22 protein-coding genes are annotated in these 17,754 nt (G+C 39.1%); 15 read left to right on the top strand and 7 right to left on the bottom strand.

The features are described from left to right. Positions 1-5 precede the first annotated feature (5 nt). The 9 genes from AUR67_RS09220 (at position 6) to AUR67_RS09180 (ending at position 7,565) form a co-directional block, all read left to right on the top strand. Positions 6-785 (top strand): enoyl-CoA hydratase, encoded by a 780-nt coding sequence (locus AUR67_RS09220; RefSeq protein ID WP_058585050.1) that lies wholly within the window; start codon positions 6-8, stop codon positions 783-785. Continuing rightward, positions 785-1,927 (top strand): enoyl-CoA hydratase/isomerase family protein, encoded by a 1,143-nt coding sequence (locus AUR67_RS09215; protein ID WP_058585049.1) that lies wholly within the window; start codon positions 785-787, stop codon positions 1,925-1,927. The genes AUR67_RS09220 and AUR67_RS09215 overlap by 1 nt, the downstream gene beginning before the upstream one ends. A 17-nt stretch (positions 1,928-1,944) precedes the next feature. Beyond that, positions 1,945-2,835, top strand: coding sequence for a 3-hydroxyisobutyrate dehydrogenase (mmsB, locus tag AUR67_RS09210; RefSeq protein WP_058585048.1), 891 nt, complete (start codon positions 1,945-1,947; stop codon positions 2,833-2,835). A 9-nt stretch (positions 2,836-2,844) separates the two neighbouring features. Further along, the gene (locus AUR67_RS09205; RefSeq protein WP_058585047.1) at positions 2,845-3,606 is read left to right on the top strand and encodes an SDR family oxidoreductase; all 762 of its coding nucleotides are present in this window, start codon (positions 2,845-2,847) and stop codon (positions 3,604-3,606) included. 108 nt (positions 3,607-3,714) lie between these two features. Further along, the gene (locus tag AUR67_RS09200; protein WP_058585046.1) at positions 3,715-4,203 is read left to right on the top strand and encodes a hypothetical protein; all 489 of its coding nucleotides are present in this window, start codon (positions 3,715-3,717) and stop codon (positions 4,201-4,203) included. Positions 4,204-4,258: 55 nt separating this feature from the next. Further along, positions 4,259-6,073, top strand: coding sequence for a protein kinase domain-containing protein (locus AUR67_RS09195; RefSeq protein ID WP_058585129.1), 1,815 nt, complete (start codon positions 4,259-4,261; stop codon positions 6,071-6,073). Positions 6,074-6,134: 61 nt separating this feature from the next. Then, positions 6,135-6,395 carry a hypothetical protein gene (locus AUR67_RS09190; protein WP_058585045.1) on the top strand — a complete coding sequence of 87 codons (261 nt, stop codon included), beginning with the start codon at positions 6,135-6,137 and terminating at the stop codon, positions 6,393-6,395. Between the two features lie 281 nt (positions 6,396-6,676). Next, on the top strand, positions 6,677-7,090 hold the full coding sequence (locus tag AUR67_RS09185; protein WP_152996511.1) for a hypothetical protein: 414 nt from the start codon (positions 6,677-6,679) through the stop codon (positions 7,088-7,090). Between the two features lie 22 nt (positions 7,091-7,112). Then, complete coding sequence (locus AUR67_RS09180) at positions 7,113-7,565, top strand: hypothetical protein (RefSeq protein ID WP_058585043.1); 453 nt, start codon at positions 7,113-7,115, stop codon at positions 7,563-7,565. Between the two features lie 33 nt (positions 7,566-7,598). On the opposite strand, the gene gloA is transcribed toward AUR67_RS09180, so the two are convergent. From gloA to AUR67_RS09160, 4 genes are all read right to left on the bottom strand, one after another. Next, positions 7,599-8,129 carry a lactoylglutathione lyase gene (gloA, locus tag AUR67_RS09175; RefSeq protein ID WP_058585042.1) on the bottom strand — a complete coding sequence of 177 codons (531 nt, stop codon included), beginning with the start codon at positions 8,127-8,129 and terminating at the stop codon, positions 7,599-7,601. Positions 8,130-8,381: 252 nt separating this feature from the next. Next, positions 8,382-8,798, bottom strand: coding sequence for a VF530 family DNA-binding protein (locus AUR67_RS09170; protein ID WP_055021352.1), 417 nt, complete (start codon positions 8,796-8,798; stop codon positions 8,382-8,384). Between the two features lie 90 nt (positions 8,799-8,888). After that, entirely contained in the window at positions 8,889-9,881 is a 993-nt protein-coding gene (locus tag AUR67_RS09165) for an MDR family oxidoreductase (protein ID WP_058585041.1), read from the bottom strand. 61 nt (positions 9,882-9,942) lie between these two features. Next, positions 9,943-10,575 (bottom strand): TetR/AcrR family transcriptional regulator, encoded by a 633-nt coding sequence (locus AUR67_RS09160; RefSeq protein ID WP_058585040.1) that lies wholly within the window; start codon positions 10,573-10,575, stop codon positions 9,943-9,945. 374 nt (positions 10,576-10,949) lie between these two features. Between AUR67_RS09160 and rmf the strand changes: the two genes are divergently transcribed. After that, on the top strand, positions 10,950-11,120 hold the full coding sequence (gene rmf, locus AUR67_RS09155) for a ribosome modulation factor (protein WP_036968408.1): 171 nt from the start codon (positions 10,950-10,952) through the stop codon (positions 11,118-11,120). Between the two features lie 78 nt (positions 11,121-11,198). Here the strand turns inward: rmf and fabA are convergent, their stop codons facing one another. Then, positions 11,199-11,714, bottom strand: a complete 516-nt coding sequence (gene fabA / locus AUR67_RS09150; RefSeq protein ID WP_054553819.1) for a bifunctional 3-hydroxydecanoyl-ACP dehydratase/trans-2-decenoyl-ACP isomerase — start codon at positions 11,712-11,714, stop codon at positions 11,199-11,201. A 207-nt stretch (positions 11,715-11,921) separates the two neighbouring features. Between fabA and AUR67_RS09145 the strand changes: the two genes are divergently transcribed. The 4 genes from AUR67_RS09145 (at position 11,922) to AUR67_RS09130 (ending at position 15,089) form a co-directional block, all read left to right on the top strand. Continuing rightward, entirely contained in the window at positions 11,922-12,779 is an 858-nt protein-coding gene (locus AUR67_RS09145; RefSeq protein ID WP_058585039.1) for a 6-carboxytetrahydropterin synthase, read from the top strand. Continuing rightward, complete coding sequence (locus AUR67_RS09140; RefSeq protein ID WP_058585038.1) at positions 12,772-13,590, top strand: M23 family metallopeptidase; 819 nt, start codon at positions 12,772-12,774, stop codon at positions 13,588-13,590. Before AUR67_RS09145 ends, AUR67_RS09140 begins: the two co-directional genes overlap by 8 nt. Positions 13,591-13,595: 5 nt before the next feature. Beyond that, positions 13,596-14,030, top strand: a complete 435-nt coding sequence (locus tag AUR67_RS09135; protein WP_054561502.1) for an acyl-CoA thioesterase — start codon at positions 13,596-13,598, stop codon at positions 14,028-14,030. A 144-nt stretch (positions 14,031-14,174) separates the two neighbouring features. Continuing rightward, the gene (locus tag AUR67_RS09130) at positions 14,175-15,089 is read left to right on the top strand and encodes an endonuclease/exonuclease/phosphatase family protein (RefSeq protein ID WP_058585037.1); all 915 of its coding nucleotides are present in this window, start codon (positions 14,175-14,177) and stop codon (positions 15,087-15,089) included. On the opposite strand, the gene AUR67_RS09125 is transcribed toward AUR67_RS09130, so the two are convergent. Together AUR67_RS09125 and AUR67_RS09120 are read right to left on the bottom strand one after the other, a co-directional pair. Next, positions 15,062-15,466, bottom strand: a complete 405-nt coding sequence (locus AUR67_RS09125) for a response regulator (protein WP_058585036.1) — start codon at positions 15,464-15,466, stop codon at positions 15,062-15,064. The genes AUR67_RS09130 and AUR67_RS09125 overlap by 28 nt on opposite strands. Next, positions 15,463-16,380 (bottom strand): glycosyltransferase family 2 protein, encoded by a 918-nt coding sequence (locus AUR67_RS09120; protein WP_058585035.1) that lies wholly within the window; start codon positions 16,378-16,380, stop codon positions 15,463-15,465. The genes AUR67_RS09125 and AUR67_RS09120 overlap by 4 nt, the downstream gene beginning before the upstream one ends. Before the next feature lie 220 nt (positions 16,381-16,600). Between AUR67_RS09120 and AUR67_RS09115 the strand changes: the two genes are divergently transcribed. Further along, positions 16,601-17,752, top strand: coding sequence for a glycosyltransferase (locus AUR67_RS09115; RefSeq protein ID WP_058585034.1), 1,152 nt, complete (start codon positions 16,601-16,603; stop codon positions 17,750-17,752). The last annotated feature ends 2 nt before the right edge of the window (positions 17,753-17,754 follow it).

Genomic DNA, 17,754 nt, shown 5'->3' with positions numbered 1-17,754 from the left:
AACCTATGTCTAATCCATCGATTGATTTAAATATTGAAGGTAACGTAGCGGTTTTAACCATGAATAACCCGCCAGCGAATACCTGGACACAAGATACATTAACTGCATTAAAAGACACTGTGACCGAGCTAAATGCTAACAAAAATGTCTATGCATTAGTGATCACAGGTCAAGGTGAAAAGTTCTTTAGCGCAGGTGCCGATCTGAACGTATTTGCCAGTGGTGATAAAGGCGTTGCTGCTACTATGTCAAAAGTGTTTGGCGATGCATTTGAGGCACTAACAAATTTCCGTGGTGTATCAATCGCGGCAATTAATGGTTATGCCATGGGTGGCGGTCTTGAAGTGGCCCTTGCTTGTGATATTCGTATTGCTGAACAGCAAGCTCAAATGGCGCTCCCTGAAGCGAAAGTTGGCTTATTACCTTGTGCTGGCGGTACGCAAAACCTTGCATGGCTTGTTGGTGAGGGCTGGGCAAAACGCATGATCTTATGTGGCGAGCGCCTAAAAGCAGACAAAGCACGCGAAATTGGCCTTGTTGAAGAAGTGGTTGGCGCTGGCGAAAGCTTAGCTGCGGCAATGAAACTGGCTAACCAAGTGGGTGAGCAAAGCCCGGTTGCTGTGACTGCATGTAAAGAGCTTATTCAAAAAGGTCGTACACAACCTATGGCTCATGCATTACCACTAGAGCGTGAGTTATTTGTGCAGTTGTTTGATACGCAAGACCAAAAAGAAGGCGTGAATGCATTCTTAGAAAAGCGTAAAGCAAATTGGGTAAATGGCTAATGAATAATGTAACACTACTAAATCATCAAGATGCGCCTGTGGTGTTTGAAACTGCAGAGGCCGAGAGCGGCCTCATTGCAATTGCGACACTCAATGCGCCGAAGTCTTTAAACGCTTTAAATTACGACATGATCCAATTGCTTGAGCCGCAGCTTAGAAAATGGGCTGACGATGACGCCGTTGCCATGGTCGTTCTAAAAGGGGCTGGCGAAAAAGCATTTTGTGCCGGTGGCGATGTAGTAAGCCTGCATAAAGCAATGAGCACAGGTGAGCCTGCTAACTACATTGAAGACTTTTTTACCCTTGAGTACAAATTAGACTACCTAATTCACTGCTATGAAAAGCCAATATTACTTTGGGGTAATGGCATTGTTATGGGTGGCGGCCTTGGCTTAATGGCTGGGGCAAGTCACCGAGTGGTAACAGAAACATCACGTATCGCAATGCCTGAGCTAACCATTGGTTTATACCCAGATGTGGGCGGCAGTTACTTCTTACATAAAATGCCTGAGCAAGTGGGTCTATTCTTAGGGTTAACTGCTGCGTCTATCAATGCTGAAGATGCCTTGTTTGTTAATCTTGCTGATCACTATGCAACAGCAGATAAATATGACGCTATTTTAACTGCTATCACCGCTGAAAAGTGGGGCAAAACAGCCTCATTAAATCACGAAAAGCTAACTAAAATTTTAATCTCGATTGATAATATTTCAGGCCGTGTTCCTAAAGGCAATGTAAAAGATAACTTAGCGGTTATTCAAAAGCTGGCTGAATTTGACTCATTGCAGGGGAAAATTGACTACATTCAAGCTTTAGAAACAGAAGATAAATGGCTTACTCGTGCGCAAAAGTCATTAGCGCATGGTTGTCCGCTTAGTTGTGCGCTGGTAGAACGTCAATTAGCTAATTCAAAAGAGATGACGTTAGCAGATTGCTTCAAAATGGAGTTAGGCATGTCAGTTCGTTGTGGCGAATTAGGCGAGTTCCAAGAAGGCGTTCGTGCGCTATTAATCGACAAAGACGGTGCACCTAACTGGCAGTTTAAATCGCTTAGCGATATCGACGAAGCAGTTGTAGATAGCTTCTTTACAGCACGCTGGGATGAGCAATCACACCCACTTAACACATTAACGTCATCTTAAGTCCAAGGGGTAAACAAATGGCTAAATTAACAATAGGATTTATTGGTTTAGGCAACATGGGTGGCCCAATGGCGGCAAACCTTGTAAATGCAGGTCATACAGTTCGCGTGTTTGACTTAAATAAAGCAGCGGTCAGTGAGCTTGCCGATAAAGGTGCAATTGCTGCAAACGATGCAGCAGAGTGTGCCATTGGCGCTGATATTTTTATCAGTATGCTACCAGCAAGCAAACACGTTAAATCGCTTTACTTAGGCGAAACAGGTCTTATCAACTTACTTGATAGCAAAACTTTAGTGATTGACTGCTCAACCATTGATGCAGAATCAGCGCGTCAAGTGGGTAGTGAACTTTCTCAAAAAGGCATTGATTTTGTTGATGCGCCGGTATCAGGTGGTGTTGCAGGTGCAACAGCGGGCACTTTAACCTTTATCGTCGGTGGTGAGCAAAGCCACTTTGAAAAAGCCAAGCTTGCTCTAGTAGATATGGGTAAAAACATCTTCCATGCTGGTGATATAGGCGCAGGCCAAGTCGCAAAAATCTGTAACAACATGCTGCTAAGCATTTTAATGGCTGGTACTAGCGAAGCACTACAAATGGGCATTAACAACGGGCTCGATCCAAAAGTGTTAAGTGACATCATGACTGCAAGCTCTGGCCGTAACTGGACGCTTGAGCTTTACAATCCATGCCCTGGTGTAATGGAAACAGCACCAGCAAGTAATGATTATAAACCTGGCTTTATGGTTGATTTAATGGCGAAAGACTTAGGTCTTGCTATGGAAGCGGCTCAGCAAAGTAATTCATCTACCCCAATGGGGTCAATGGCGAAGAATCTATACACTATGCTTCAGCATCAAGGTGCGGGTAGTGATGATTTTAGCGCTATTTTTAAATTATTCTCGAAGTAGGAGATTGTTGTGGAAATTAAAAACAACAACATCGTAATTACCGGTGGCGCGCAAGGTTTAGGCTTTGCGATGGCCGAGAAATTTGCATCGCTTGGCGCGAACATCGCTCTTATCGATATGCAACAAGACGTACTTGATACTGCAGTCTCAGCGCTTGCTAAATATGGCACAAAAGTCATGGCTTATGCTGCTAATGTTACAGATGAAGATGCCGTGGTAGCAACGTTTAACACTATCAACAAAGACTTTGGCCATATCGGCGTGTTAATTAATAACGCAGGTATCTTACGCGATGGTATGTTTATCAAAGCAAAAGAAGGCAAAGTGGTCGATAAAATGTCGTTGGCTCAATTTCAATCTGTGATTGATGTGAACCTGACCGGGGTATTCTTAGCAGGTCGTGAAGCTGCGAGCCACATGATTGAGTCTGGCAAAGGCGGCGTTATCGTTAATATGTCGAGTGTTGCACGTGCTGGTAACATTGGCCAAACAAACTATGCTGCGTCTAAAGCAGGTGTTGTTGCTATGACAACAGGTTGGGCGAAAGAATTAGGTCGCTTTGGTATCCGTGTTGGTGCAATCGCACCGGGTGTTATTCGCACAGCAATGACAGATGCAATGAAACCAGAAGCAAAACAACGCATGATGGCGGTAACACCAGTGGGTCGTTTTGGTGAAGCAGAAGAAATTGCCCAAACAGCACAATACATTGTAGAGAATGACTTCTTTACGGGTCGTGTTGTTGAAATTGATGGCGGTATCCGCCTTTAGTTTGAAATGGTAACCCTTTACCCATTGAAAGTACCAAAACGGTAAGCCTAGCTTGCCGTTTTTTTATTTTTAAAGTATTTTAAATTCATAATGATAAGGAGATTTGTTATGAACACGGATGGCATTACAGTATCAATGAGCAAGGGAATTAAAGCCAACTTCAAGCTGGGTGAACATTTAATTGAATACTGGGGTTCTGCTTACTCAGGTAAAGAAGTTCTGAAAGTAGACGGTGAATTAATAGCTGAATCACGTAACTTTAAAACGAAATCTGTTCATGAGTTTAATATTGATGGTAAAGCCTGCCAATTAACAATTTCAGTGACTTTATTCAGGAAGCTTTCTTCTACCATCACATTAGAGTGTGAGGGTGAGCTAGTTCACAGTTATCAACTCACATATGGTAAAACCCGACAAATTGCTTGGTATTTAAAAACAATCCCATTTTTATTTGCAGGGGTTTTAGGCTGGTGTTTTGCCGCTGACATTCTTACCTTATTAGAGTTGGTTATCTTTTTTTGCTTAACCTTTGCAGTATCAGAGCTGCTTATGAAAGATCAGGGCTGGATCATCGAAGAGCAAAAGCCTTGTAATTAACTGTTTAGCATTCAATAATTAAGCGGTTAAAAGCCGCTTAACTTTGAGAGATGCAGTGAATCCCAAACAAATCCGCAATTTTTATATCAATGAAGAACAGTCTGTTTATTTACTGTCTCACCATGATGCTAAAAAGCACCGCCAATGGCTTAACATTTGTATTAAACAACTTACTTTGCTTGGTTACCGTGATGTTGAATTAATTGGCTCTGGTGCGTTTGGATTTGTTTTTGCCGGTGTTGATGATGAAGACTTACCTTGGGTATTTAAGTTTTCACGTATAACCCTTGCACAAAGTGTACGTGATCGTCTAGAAGACGAAGCTTACATGCTCTCGCAAGTTAATAATCCGCTGGTGCCAAAATTTTATGCCTTTGAGCGCATTAAAAAGCAAGGCATTTTAATGATGGAGCGCGCTCTAGGTGAAGACTTAGAAAAAATCTCCATCAAACAAGGGCGTTTTAGTGCAGCAAAAGTAATGGCACTGGCTCTTAGGCTACGTAATGTACTTGTAGATTTACGTGAACATAAAAATGGCTTAAGCCCACAGCCAATTGTGCATGGCGATATCAAGCCCTCTAACATCGTTTATGATGAACAAACCAATAAGTTGTCGTTGGTAGACTGGGGCAGCTCTGTTTATGCACAAATAGACGCTGAAGGAAATCCGGTTGCCTGCAATTTTATGGATCTTATGTCTGCTGATATCAGCACCACTAATGCACGTATGGGTGATGTGTATTTTATTGGTGATGAGCAAATGTCAGGCGGGCAGTCATCCCCACGTTTTGATGAGCAAGGTGTTGCCTCAACTCTTTATGCACTGGCCTCTGCACAATCTTGCAGGTTTGGTGCGGCGGTTATTCCGGCTACTAGCCTAAATTTACCTATGGAACTTGCCAGGGTTATTGACGGTATGCTTTCAAAAAATAAGGCCACTCGCGATGGGGCCGGTGATTATTTTATGCGAAACATGCCTACAATGGCTAAAGCTTACCTTCCTGAGCTGCCCCGTAAGGTCATTCGCCCGTATATTCCTTATTGGTTTAGTGAGTTTGATGAACACCCAGATACGGTGGTATACAGCTCACGTAAGCAATTTTTAAGACAAGCTGACCATAATCAACAATTACTTGATGTAAACGATGCCCAGCTCGACAGGTACTACAAAGAGTTTTTATTTGATACCGGCGACACCGAAAAAGCATTCTTGGCCTCTATTAGCCGATTAGCAAAATACCCAGTAGTAGGGGGCTTGAGTTTTCATTGGAAAGAAAACTCACTGTTTGTTGAGTCTTCCCTTATTTTGCATGATGAAACTCTGGGTACTGCGTTTACCGATGCGATTAACAACACGGTGATGTTAGCGCAGGGAATTGAACAAAAAGGTCTCTTTAAATGTTGCTTGTTTGATGCGCGTAAAACCATTCAGCTAGAACGAGATGGCACAGGGGCGTTTAAATTTGAAAATTTACCTGAGCTTGATTATGAAGTAATGGATATCCAAGCCTCAGATGTAACCAGACCGCATTCTTACTTTGAAGATGGTAAAGACCCGGATGAGCAATTACAGCTCCCTAAAAAGGTTATAAAGTGCGTATTTGAGCTAAACCAAATACATCATACTGGCTGTATCATTTTTGAAGCCTTACCTGATAGGATGAAAATACATCATTACTATCGTTTGCTTGATGCCAGTAAAGAGCCTGAATTTAAACGTTTATTGAGTAAGCTTATGCAATACGCGGTTAGTATAACAGATGTAGGTGTGGCAGGCTTTATGAAGCTACCTTACAAAAATACCCGTGAATTTGATTTATGCACTAAACAGCCCGATGAGTTTTATCCGCGAGATCCCAAAAGGGTTTAATTTAATAATTGTATTTTTTCAGCTATATTTCAATTGATAATAAATTAGATAAGGAAATGACATGAAAAGTTTAAGGGAAATAGAATTACAGTTTTTAGCTGAAAAAATTGGCGGTCATTATAGTGGTAAAAACTGGCTAGGCAGAAAGTCTGGTAGTGGTGCAGCTCAAATTGAGGCTCTATTATTAGTTGGAGCGAGAAGAGAACAGCTTGAAACCTGCAGGGGGGCTGTTGATGAGCATATTAGATTTCTCGAAAAAAAAATTGGGCTTAAGGTCGAAATAAGTGCCGATGGTATTTATCAATTCAAGTTTTGCGATTAGTTATGGCTTAGGATTTATTTAGCATTTGAGTGTTATTAATTAATCCAAAGAAAAGTAAAAACTTTGATTTTATTGCTTCGCTTTTACTATAAAAAATGTAGAACTTAGGTATGTTCATTCTACACGTTCGAAAATATAACTCCTATAGATGTAAATACACATGATTAAAGAGCAATAACCATCAATTGCAACATGATCTGCATTTAGCTCTTTTGTACTGACTATCATAGGTATTGTTTATTCATCCTTTCAATTTATCTAAAGGCTTTTAGTGAATGCTAATGTGTAAAGTCCTTGTCGAAAATTTATATTATGATGGGCCAAGAGGGGGTATCACATCTATTGAGGGGAGACATTACAGGTTTGTTTCAGACTTCAATGATGACATTGGTTTTACTGATGAGTTTTCGCTTTATTTAATATCAGAATCTGAACTTAAGTTAGAGATAGAGCAATGGCAAATTTTTGTTAAATGGCATAAAAAATATCAGTCAGGTGAATTAAAAGCCGATAGTCATCCTGGGCATGGTGGTATATCTCAAAGATGGGATGAAATAGAGCAAGCTTTGGCAATTAACAGAAAAGATACTTCAAACTTTAAATTTAAAGCTACAGCGACCTTTACCCGGAATGATCAAGAACTGCAATATGATTTAAATGGCCCTTGTTATGATGTTTCTTGGCACTTTCTTTAATTATAAGTGTATTTAAAAAACGATGGCTATTTGGCAAAGAACAATAGTTCTAATACCTGCACAATGGGTAGAAGATAAAAATTATTCAGTTGAGGCACTCTACAATGCCGATGGTTATTTCGATACTGCCTGCGTGTGGAAACACCAACAACCAAATGTGCAAATAGACAAGCTGTTGGATAATGTTTTAGTAAGAACTGAAAGTAATATTTCCGATTTTAAAATGTGGGGTAATAGTTCATCAAATGAAATTACTATTTCTGTTAATGATGAATCGATTGATGAAATTGTAATTAGAGTTGACTTAAGGAAAGACATAAGTAATTTTTGCTTTTCAATTTGCCAACTCGCTAAAAAATTACAGTGTTATTTATTTATTCCAAATAAAAAGCTTTTTATAGAGCCTGACTTTCACTTACTAATGCAAAACATACAAACACTGACTACTACATATCAACAGTGTAAATTAAAATAACCTGCTAATTAGCAGGTTATTAACGGGGCAATCTTACTTGTGCTCTTCAATAATCTCAGTGATTCCCTCTGCGGAGAGTATCTCTATCCAATAACCATCAGGGTCTTTAATAAAAGCTAAGCCTTTCATTGAGCCATCGTCTGGTTTTTTGACAAACTCCACATCGTATTTTGCAAAACGCTCGCATGCTGCGTATACGTCTGGCACGGTAATACCGATATGACCAAAGCCTTTTGGTTCATCATTACCACTATGGTAACCAGCAAAGCTGTCGTCGTTTTCTGTGCCCCAGTTATGCGTAAGCTCGATAAGAGCAGGGCGGCGAAATACCCACTGTGCTTTTTCTTTATCGCTGCCTGTTGGCATGTCTTGCTCATAACCTAAAAAGTACAGCGTAAACTCCATTTTAGGGAAGTCATATTTACCAAGTAACTTCATACCTAAAACATTTTGATAGAAATCTAAAGAAGGCTTTGGATCTTTAATACGCAACATAGTTTGTTGCATCACGAAATCTTGCGTTGCGTTTGCGATTTGTTCAGGTGATTCGTTGTAGTTAGACATACACATCCTTTTTTAATGACATTAATGATGATTAATTCAGTCTAACATAACCACGTTACCCTTAAATTAATAAAAATAATATTGACGTCTTTAAATAGACCTTCAAATCTTAACTTGCTAACTTGCTAACTTGCTAACTTGCTAACTTGCTAACTTGCTAACTTGCTAACTTGCTAACTCAAATAAAAAACCGCCCTTAAAGGCGGCTTATTTCGACTTACAGCTAAAAGCTTATAGCTCAAAACTTTAAGCTTAATTACCCCAAGGATTACTCGCACTTGAACGTTGCTTACGGGTGCGGGCTTTTTGTTTGGCTTCTTTTTTAGCGTGAATACGTTTAGCGTCGGTAAAACTTAACTCACAAGGTTCACCAGGTTTTTGATCAGCAGGGATCACACGATCGCGCGGCGGTAATTCATAGTTTACATCGTCTGGGCGTGGTAAGTTTTTAAGACGATACAAATAAAAGTTTTCTACTTTTTCTTGTGCCCATTGGGTTTTACGTAAAAACTTAACCGCAGATTTTACATCTGGGTTATTCTTAAAGCAGTTCAAACGCATATAGGCGTGGAGTAATTCCCAGCCATATTGTTCGACAAGCTCTGTCACGACTTGCTCGATACCAACACCTTGCAGTGGGTTATTGCTGAAAATTTCTTTATTACTCATTAGACTTTCCGAGATTACAAAACTAGGGTAAGTATAATTGCCTTTACCCTAGTTTTATAGCTAACTTGCTAAGAATGTTTATATTCGAGCTTATTCTTTGCAATTAACTACTACACGGCCGCGAATTTCACCTTTTAAAAGGGCTTCTGCATTTGCAACGGCTTCAGAAAGTGGAATTTCTTGCGAAATAGCATCGAGGTACTGAGCTTCAACTAACTCACTTAGACGTTGCCATGCTTCAATTCGGTCAGCTTTAGGGCGCATTACACTATCTATACCCATTAGGCTAATGCCACGAAGGATAAACGGCGCTACCGTTGCTGGAAAGTCCATACCTTGTGCTAAACCACACGCTGTTACAACGCCACCATATTTAATCGATGCACACACATTTGCAAGGGTGTGGCTACCCACAGAATCAATTGCGCCAGCGAATTGCTCTTTAGCGAGTGGTTTCCCAGGTGCTGAGAATTCTTCGCGTGATAAAACGCGTTTTGCGCCTAATTTTTCAAGGTGATCTGCTTCGTTCATTCGTCCTGTTGTTGCAACTACATCAAAACCTAGTTTATTTAATAAATAGATAGCAAAACTACCCACGCCGCCATTAGCACCGGTAACAAGAATTTCGCCACTTTGGGGTGTGATACCTTGTTTTTCTAAAGCGATGATACTCAGCATTGCCGTATAACCTGCAGTACCAATTTGCATAGCCTGTTTTGGTGTTAAATTAGCAGGGAGGGGGATGATCCAATCAGCACTCATAGATGCTTTTGAACTCAAACCACCTAGGTATTTTTCCCCAACACCAAAGCCATTTAACAGAACTTTATCACCTACTTTAAATTCATCGCTTTTAGAGTCTGTTACTGTGCCTGCAAGGTCTATCCCGGGGATCATAGGAAATGTTCTTACCACAGGGCCTTTACCTGTAATGGCTAGGGCATCTTTGTAATTCAATGTACTGTAGTCAACATCAATATTTACATCTTGCTGGTGGATGCTCTCTACAGGAAAGTCTGTGTATTCGGCACGGTAGCCTTGATCATCTTTGTTGATAACTACCGATTTTACTGATGTTGTCATGGTGACTCCTTTTAGACCGATCGTCTTTTAATGGTTAAAATAAAGCCGTATTTAAACGGCTTTATAAAATTAAGCGTAAAAATTGTGCTGTATAAAGGGTAAGCGGTTCACTTGATTTATCAAGTTTAGAGCGCATCACTGCGCCTTCCCAGCCAATCCAGAAGAACTCAGCAAGCATTTTACAATCTGATGATTGAGGAATTTGCTTTTGCTTCTTAGCATCAACTAAGCATTGCTCAATTAAAGCTTGCCAGTTGGCGTAAGCCTGTTTAATACGGTCAATCATAGGCTCATCAAGGTGACTGATTTCTTGGTTTAAATTACCTATTAGGCAGCCGCGTTTAAATTCAAACTTTGCCATGCCTTGCTTGGCGTCATTGGCAAACAGCACAATCCTCTCAAGAGGGGTTGTTGTATCGTTGTTTAGGTGGCGTTTTAACTTTGCCTGAAAATAGCTGTCGTAAGCATCAATGAGTGCTAAGCCAAAATCATTCTTACTTTTGAAGTAATGATAAAAAGAGCCCTTAGGTACCTGAGCTGATTTTAAGATTAAATCAATACCGGTTGCGCTAAAGCCTTTTTCGGTTAATACAGCTAGCCCCGTATTAATTAAAAGGGAACGGGTATCTGCATTTGAACGCGCTATTTTTGGTGGCCTGCCACGACGGCTTGGCACAGAGTTATTTGTTTCCATGGCAACTATATTAGACCGATCGGTTTTTAATATGCAAGCATTAAATTGACTAAATTGTAATCATCATGAATTTGTCATGATTACAATTTAATTGGGAACTTTGCCGAAATTGGCTTGGTCACAAATAATGAAGCTAAAAGAGCTGTATCGTTTTTAGCTGAATTTATGTGTATTAATAGATGGTTTTAGTTGAAGAGGTACGACCACTTAGTCATTTAAAATGTTAATTCATTTGAGCATCAGCACGTTAGTTATTGTCAATTTATTTAATTGCTTTTTGCTATTTGAATTTAACAGTTTTATTAACTATTCATTAAATGTAGATGTCAATTTCGCTACATATCTATAAATATAAAAAGGTGAGGATATTACCTATGAAGAGACAGAAAAGAGATCGTTTAGAAAGAGCTCATTCTCAAGGTTATAAAGCAGGCTTGGCAGGCCGTTCCAAAGAACAATGCCCTTATCAACAAATCGACCCTAAATCTGAGTGGTTAGGTGGCTGGCGAGAAGCTATTGAAAACCGAAACATGTTTAAAACTTAATATAGGCACCTTATTTACGCGAAAAAGCCCCATTTAGGGGCTTTTTTGTATCTGCTATTTTGTATCTTAAATTAAAGATTAAAACGCAGATGTATCTTGGAAAAGACCTACTTTAAGATCTTTTGCTTCATAGATTACGCGGCCATCTACTTCTACAGTACCGTCAGCCATACCCATGAATAATTTACGTTTAATAACACGCTTCATGTCTAAACGATAAGTTACTTTTTTAGCTGTTGGTAAGATTTGACCTGTGAATTTAACTTCACCTACACCAAGTGCACGACCAAGACCTGGACCACCAGACCAACCTAGGAAGAAACCAACTAATTGCCACATAGCATCAAGGCCAAGACAACCAGGCATTACTGGATCACCTTTAAAGTGACAGTCGAAGAACCAAAGATCAGGGTTGATATCTAGTTCTGCAACGATTTGGCCTTTACCGTGCTCACCACCATCAGCAGTGATAGAGATAATGCGGTCCATCATCAACATGTTGTCACTTGGTAAACGACAGTTGCCTTCACCGAACATTTCACCTTGACCGCAAAGGACCAATTCTTCTTTTGTATAGCTGTTTTTAGGTTCCATAACTCTCATTCATCGCTTAGAAATTGCCCCACACTTTAGCGTACACTTGTACGCTAAACAACTCGGAGCAGTTAATTATTTGCTATTTTTCGCTTGTTTTATGACCATTTAATTAAACTGTCGCTGATAAAGGGAGATAAAACCGCGCATTGTGAAGTAAAAATCATTATAATTGCTGTGATTCTTTAACCAGTCTAAAGGAAATTTATGATCCTTTTTGTAAACTCACTGACAGTGATTGATTTTTCTTACTTGTGTAATAAACGCGGCGCAGTTGGCGAGAGCTGGATTGTGGATTTAACTCTGCACGGTCAATTAAATGATGAGTCGATGGTGCTTGATTTTGGCTTAGTTAAAAAGCAAATCAAGGGCATTATTGATAACTGTATCGACCATAAGCTTGCTGTGCCAGCTTCTCTAAACGGTTCACTGACACAACATGCTGAGCACAGCGTGCTAGATTGTCATTTTGGTGATAATTATCACTTAGCTATGAGCGCTCCTAACCAAGCATATTGCCTAATCGATGCTGATGTTATTGATGAAAAATCGGTAACCGAGTTTTTAATTAAAACTATTATGCCTGAGCTCCCTAGTAATATCGAAAAGATTGAAATTAATTTATACCCAGAGCATAGCCAAAGTTTTTATTATCATTACAGCCATGGTCTTAAAAAGCACGATGGTAATTGTCAGCGTATTATTCATGGTCATCGCTCTCAGATTGGTATTAGCCTTGATGGTATGGCTATGCCTCGCTTACAAAAAGAGTGGGCAGATAAATGGGAAGACATTTATCTAGCAACAGCTGAAGATGAAATCAATAAATCAGACCTTAAGCATGTAACTGCACAAGATAACGATGTGTGCTTTGCTTATACATCACAGCAGGGTTATTTTGAAATGGCGATAGACAAATCACGCTGCGACATTTTACCTTGCGATACTACGGTTGAGTGCATTGCAGACTACTTAAGTTCACAAGTTAAAAACCAATACCCTGATTCAGAAGTTAAAATTACAGCTTACGAAGGGGTTGGCAAGGGGTCAATCAGTTATGCGTAAAGGACTATTAATAGCAGCATTTGCAGGATTGTTTTCTTTAACTGCAAGTGCTGTTGAATTAAAAGGACATTTAACTCAAGGCGGTTTAGTAACAGGCCAAATTGAAGGTGCTAAAAGTGTAAGCTTCAATGGTGAGCCACTTAAGCTTTCGACAAATGGTGAGTTTGTGTTTGGCTTTGGTCGTGATGCCAAGACAAATCATAACCTTTCTTGGGTTGATAGTGCAGGTGTAAGCCACGAACAAGCAATTGTGATCACTAAGCGTGATTACAAAATTGATAAAATCACCGGTGTAGCAAAAAAATATGTTTCGCCACCTAAAGAAGTGTCTGAGCGTATTAGCCGTGAAGCGATAGCTGTACGAAAAGCTAGGCAAGTCAATTCTGACCTACGGTACTTTTTAGATCCTGTTTATAAGCCGGCAACGGGGCGTATTTCAGGTGTTTATGGTAGCCAGCGTTACTTTAATGGTGAGCCTCGCCGCCCGCACTTTGGTTTAGACATTGCCAATAAAACGGGTAGTCCAGTATATGCGCCAGTGAGCGGGACAGTTGTTTTTGCTGATGCTGACTTATATTACTCTGGTGGTACTTTGATTCTTGACCATGGCCATGGTGTTACCTCTACTTATATTCATTTAAGCAAATTAGATGTAAAAGTAGGGGACGAAATTAAGCGTGGCGATAAAATTGCCGAGATCGGTGCGACCGGTCGCGTAACTGGCCCTCATTTAGACTGGCGTTTTAATTGGAAAAATGAACGCCTTGACCCTGCGCTAATGATGCAAGACACATTAGCTAATAAAAAGTAGAGACTATGACACAACAAATCGATCGTGACGCTATTATTGCAAAGCGTATTGCTGACTCAACAACGTCGGTAACAAAAACAGTTTTTCCTGGCCGTACTAACCACCACAATACTTTGTTTGGCGGTGACGCGTTAGCATGGATGGATGAAGTAGCGTTTATTGCTGCTACACGTTTTTGCCGTAAGCCACTTGTAACGATTTCGTCTGACCGTGTTGATTTTAAAGAAGCCATTCCGGCTGGTACATTTGCAGAGCTTATTTCTAAAGTTGTACACGTAGGTAACACTAGCCTTAAAGTAGATGTTGAAATCTTCTTAGAAACAATGCACAAAGACGATAAACACTTAGCTATTTCAGGTAGCTTTACGTTTGTTGCTGTTGATGATAACCACAGACCAACTCCGGTAGTGTGCGACAAAATGATCAACGGATTCGAATAAGACTTATAGTAAGTTTTAAATAAATTAAGTACCTTCGGGTACTTAATTTAATACACAGTAAGAACACATCATACTATGTTTGTTTTAAGTATATCTCAGCAAGGAACAAAATATGCAGCTATAAATTATCAGAGGAGGAGAACGATGCGTTTAATATTTTTATTCAGTTATATAGCTATATTAGTGTTAGCCTTTAATCAATTCGATGGTTACCTATTCGATTTGGCCGCCGCTTTACGAGGGTTGCTGATTGTATGTAGTTTTTTACCTGCATTTTTTTTGTTGTGGTGGAACAAAAAACTATCTCTCAGTTTAATTGCTCTAAGTATTGGCTTAGTGCTATTTCATTTTAAACCTTACTCATCATCTGAAGCGACACAAAACACCGATATCAAAGTCGCCCAGGTAAATTTGCAATATAGTAACCCTAACTTAGCAAATATCATCACTAGCCAATTTATAAATGCTCAAAATGATATCTTAGTATTGTTTGAATTCAATGATACGCAGCGGCATGTGCTTGATGAGCTAAACACGAAATATCATTTATTTGGTTATGCTGAAGTTGAAGGGGCGCCATTTGGCATTATAGTTCTCTCAAAACTTCCAATCGTACAAAGGCAAATTAAACGCTTTGATAATCCTAAGCTTGGCTACGTAAAGCTTAGTTTTTTACATAATAACGTTATGTTAAATAGTGTGTTTTTACATCCTCCATCACCTAGAACCCAAAGTTTGTGGAGTCAGAGAAACTTAGTTTTAAGTGAAGTTTCTTCAGAAATTAAAAAGTTAAAGGGGAGTTGGTTAGTTGCTGGTGATTTTAATACAGTACCTTGGTCACGGTACTTTATTAATAATAAAAGCAGTTGTTTTAAGCAAGCAGGTTTTTATACAACTTGGTCTTTGAAAAATAAGCTAAGTGATTTAAAAATTTTGGGTTTACCAATAGATCATTGTTTAGTGAGTGAAGATATTTCTTTATCTAATGTTGGTGTTAACTCAGTAAACGGCAGCGACCACAAACTGCTGCACTATGAACTCACATTTTCTACGCATTGATTAAATTTAAGGTGACTATTTTCAATTAATATATCAACCAGCATAGTTAGTTCAAAGTTATCCCAAGGTTTTGCGGTAATCATATTAGCTATATTATTGTTAAGCGCACTTTTAGAAGCTTCTAGCTCTGCATAGCCGGTAATCAAAAGGCGAGAGCAGTTCGGCTGTAGCAATTTAATATCCTCTAAAACAGCAAAACCACTGATTGCAGGCATTAACAGATCACAAATGACTAAACTAATTGGATTCTGTTTCGCATACTCAATTGCCGATAGAGGGTCGCTGAAACAAATTACATGGTTATTAGTACCTAATAATCGTTTTAGCGAGCGCAAAATTGCTTCATCATCATCAATGATTACAATGTTTTTTTTCATGAATGCGCTCCAAATAAGTGCTTTAAGTCATAGAGCATATGTTTAAAGTTTCGTTTATGAGGAAATAGCCAAAAGGCTTTGTTCGAATACATAAGTGCTTTTGAATACTGACCAAGTTCACGGTAGAACTCGCCATAACATTCACTTAAACGTGCTTTGATTTTTTTAAGTTCATTGTTTGATACAACAGATTGGTTACGATTAATAATTTCAACCATAGCCGCTAGTCTATTTTCTCTATTTGATGTTATAGAATTAGCACGCATTAGATAGTGCATTGCACAAAGCGTTGAATAACCAACATAACCTTTTTTAGCTATTTTTAACCAGCAATCTAAATCTGTAGCGCTACTTAATTTATCATCAAAACCACCCACATCAACAATGGTTGAGCGTTTAACCATGACTGACGAAGTGCCAACGATATTGGTTGTGATCATTTGGCTTATTGGATTATCTAGAAACTGGAAGTCTCTGTTTTCTTTATTGCATTTAAATTCGGGCCAATAATCAAAACAGCCAATTATATCTTCGTTGTTTTCATTAAAATGCATGTAGTCAGTGAAACTTAAAACACAGTCTGGGTGTTTTTTATGAAATGCTAACTGAGCTGCAAGCTTATTGGTTGACCAATAATCATCGGCATCTAAAAAAGCTAAATACTCTGACTTTGATTGTGTAATTGCTAGGTTACGAGCAGCGACAACACCTTTTCTTTGTTGGCTAAAGATGCGTACCTCACTTTTGTCGGCAGCAAGTTGCTCAAGGTATTCTTTACTGCCATCTGTAGAGCCATCATCAACAATAATGATTTCGAAATTTACATTTTTTTGCTGGTAAATGCTGTTAATACAGGTATCTAGATACTGCAAACAGTTGTAGTTAGGAATGATAATACTGACTTGGCTGTTCATAATATGCCCCAAAAGCATTTCTTCACGTAGTAAAGGTTACGCAATTTAGACGCCAGCTTTAAATCTGTATTTTCTTTTAAATTACTCAGCCTTTTCTCTTTGTGCGTTGCATTTTGCAAATCTCCAGCAAAATTTAATCTCATTTCGGGAATTTAAAGGTTTAATAGCCGGGTATGGAATTTGCCATAACTCCTATAACAGTTTTTATAGGAGCGTTTTTATGAAGCACATTGCTATTTTGGTCCCAAGCTTTCCAATTGCATCAGAAACATTTGTTGTAACGGAAATTAAAGCTCTTCTAAATGCAGGGCATAAGGTGACAGTTCTTACATTTGAAAAAACCTGTGTGATGATTAATTTAACCAGTGCCATTGAAGTTAAAAAAATCACTAAACCTGCGTTTAAATTGATTTTACCTTCTATGTTTAATATTTATAAGTTAGCAAGGGCAACGCATACTGCAGCTCAATTTAAATCAATTTCAACACAATCCTTGCTTGCTTATGGTTATCAAATTGCACGTTATATAAAAGCTGCAAAGATAGATCATTTACATTGCCATTTTATGCATGGGCCTCTTGCATACGGTATCGTTGCGGCAAAACTTGCTGACATTACAGTATCTTCTATTGGTCATGGCCATGATGTTTACGTAAACAACGCAGACTTAAAACCCAAATTAGCTCTTTGTGATTTTTCAATAGCAGTTTGTGAAGAAATGGCTATGCAATTTAAACGCTTTTCTAAGAGCAATGTTAAATTGTTACATTGCGGTATCGATACTAGCCAATTTAAGTTTGTACCATCGTCCCTAAATGAATCTGTAAGTTTGATTTTCATCGGCCGTCTTGTCGAGAAGAAAGGGCTGCAATTTCTACTACCGGCACTTAAGCATATTCCAAAAGAGTTTGGTATAACCCTAGATATAGTAGGGGACGGGCCAATGCTGAACGATTTAATGTATATGGCTGAAGAGCTTGGTATTCGTAAATCTATCCGTTTTCTAGGCGAAAAACCTCATGATTGGGTTAGCTCAAACCTAATTTATTATTCTGCGCTTATCGCCCCTTTTTGCGTCGCAGAAAATGGCGACCGTGATACAGGCCCGTTAGTTTTAAAAGAAGCCATGGCTTGTGGCCTTCCTGTTCTCACTACCACCTTAATGGGAGCAAACGAAATAGTAACCCCAAGTGTTGGTATGAAATGTATGCCAGGTAGTATCTCAGGACTCAGCAAAATGCTTTATAAATTTCACCAATTATCTCCACATAAGCGTTATCTACTTGGTCAAAATGCTAAGCAACATGTTAACGAGCATTACAACGCAGTTAAGCAAGCTCAGCAACTTTCCAAATGGGTTGAATCTTTATAGGG

This window comes from Pseudoalteromonas sp. XI10 (assembly GCF_001469895.1).
In the GTDB taxonomy this organism is placed as follows: domain Bacteria; phylum Pseudomonadota; class Gammaproteobacteria; order Enterobacterales; family Alteromonadaceae; genus Pseudoalteromonas.
The sequence above is the reverse complement of the archived record's forward strand: the minus strand, read 5'-3'. Positions and strand labels throughout refer to the sequence as shown.

Bases quoted from the DNA above. Each gene is read 5' to 3' on its own strand.
- AUR67_RS09220 (WP_058585050.1), top strand. From the start codon at position 6: ATGTCTAATCCATCGATTGATTTAAATATTGAAGGTAACGTAGCGGTT.
- AUR67_RS09215 (WP_058585049.1), top strand. From the start codon at position 785: ATGAATAATGTAACACTACTAAATCATCAAGATGCGCCTGTGGTGTTT.
- mmsB (WP_058585048.1), top strand. From the start codon at position 1,945: ATGGCTAAATTAACAATAGGATTTATTGGTTTAGGCAACATGGGTGGC.
- AUR67_RS09200 (WP_058585046.1), top strand. From the start codon at position 3,715: ATGAACACGGATGGCATTACAGTATCAATGAGCAAGGGAATTAAAGCC.
- AUR67_RS09190 (WP_058585045.1), top strand. From the start codon at position 6,135: ATGAAAAGTTTAAGGGAAATAGAATTACAGTTTTTAGCTGAAAAAATT.
- AUR67_RS09185 (WP_152996511.1), top strand. From the start codon at position 6,677: ATGTGTAAAGTCCTTGTCGAAAATTTATATTATGATGGGCCAAGAGGG.
- AUR67_RS09180 (WP_058585043.1), top strand. From the start codon at position 7,113: ATGGCTATTTGGCAAAGAACAATAGTTCTAATACCTGCACAATGGGTA.
- gloA (WP_058585042.1), bottom strand. From the start codon at position 8,129: ATGTCTAACTACAACGAATCACCTGAACAAATCGCAAACGCAACGCAA.
- AUR67_RS09170 (WP_055021352.1), bottom strand. From the start codon at position 8,798: ATGAGTAATAAAGAAATTTTCAGCAATAACCCACTGCAAGGTGTTGGT.
- AUR67_RS09165 (WP_058585041.1), bottom strand. From the start codon at position 9,881: ATGACAACATCAGTAAAATCGGTAGTTATCAACAAAGATGATCAAGGC.
- AUR67_RS09160 (WP_058585040.1), bottom strand. From the start codon at position 10,575: ATGGAAACAAATAACTCTGTGCCAAGCCGTCGTGGCAGGCCACCAAAA.
- rmf (WP_036968408.1), top strand. From the start codon at position 10,950: ATGAAGAGACAGAAAAGAGATCGTTTAGAAAGAGCTCATTCTCAAGGT.
- fabA (WP_054553819.1), bottom strand. From the start codon at position 11,714: ATGGAACCTAAAAACAGCTATACAAAAGAAGAATTGGTCCTTTGCGGT.
- AUR67_RS09145 (WP_058585039.1), top strand. From the start codon at position 11,922: ATGATCCTTTTTGTAAACTCACTGACAGTGATTGATTTTTCTTACTTG.
- AUR67_RS09140 (WP_058585038.1), top strand. From the start codon at position 12,772: ATGCGTAAAGGACTATTAATAGCAGCATTTGCAGGATTGTTTTCTTTA.
- AUR67_RS09135 (WP_054561502.1), top strand. From the start codon at position 13,596: ATGACACAACAAATCGATCGTGACGCTATTATTGCAAAGCGTATTGCT.
- AUR67_RS09130 (WP_058585037.1), top strand. From the start codon at position 14,175: ATGCGTTTAATATTTTTATTCAGTTATATAGCTATATTAGTGTTAGCC.
- AUR67_RS09125 (WP_058585036.1), bottom strand. From the start codon at position 15,466: ATGAAAAAAAACATTGTAATCATTGATGATGATGAAGCAATTTTGCGC.
- AUR67_RS09120 (WP_058585035.1), bottom strand. From the start codon at position 16,380: ATGAACAGCCAAGTCAGTATTATCATTCCTAACTACAACTGTTTGCAG.
- AUR67_RS09115 (WP_058585034.1), top strand. From the start codon at position 16,601: ATGAAGCACATTGCTATTTTGGTCCCAAGCTTTCCAATTGCATCAGAA.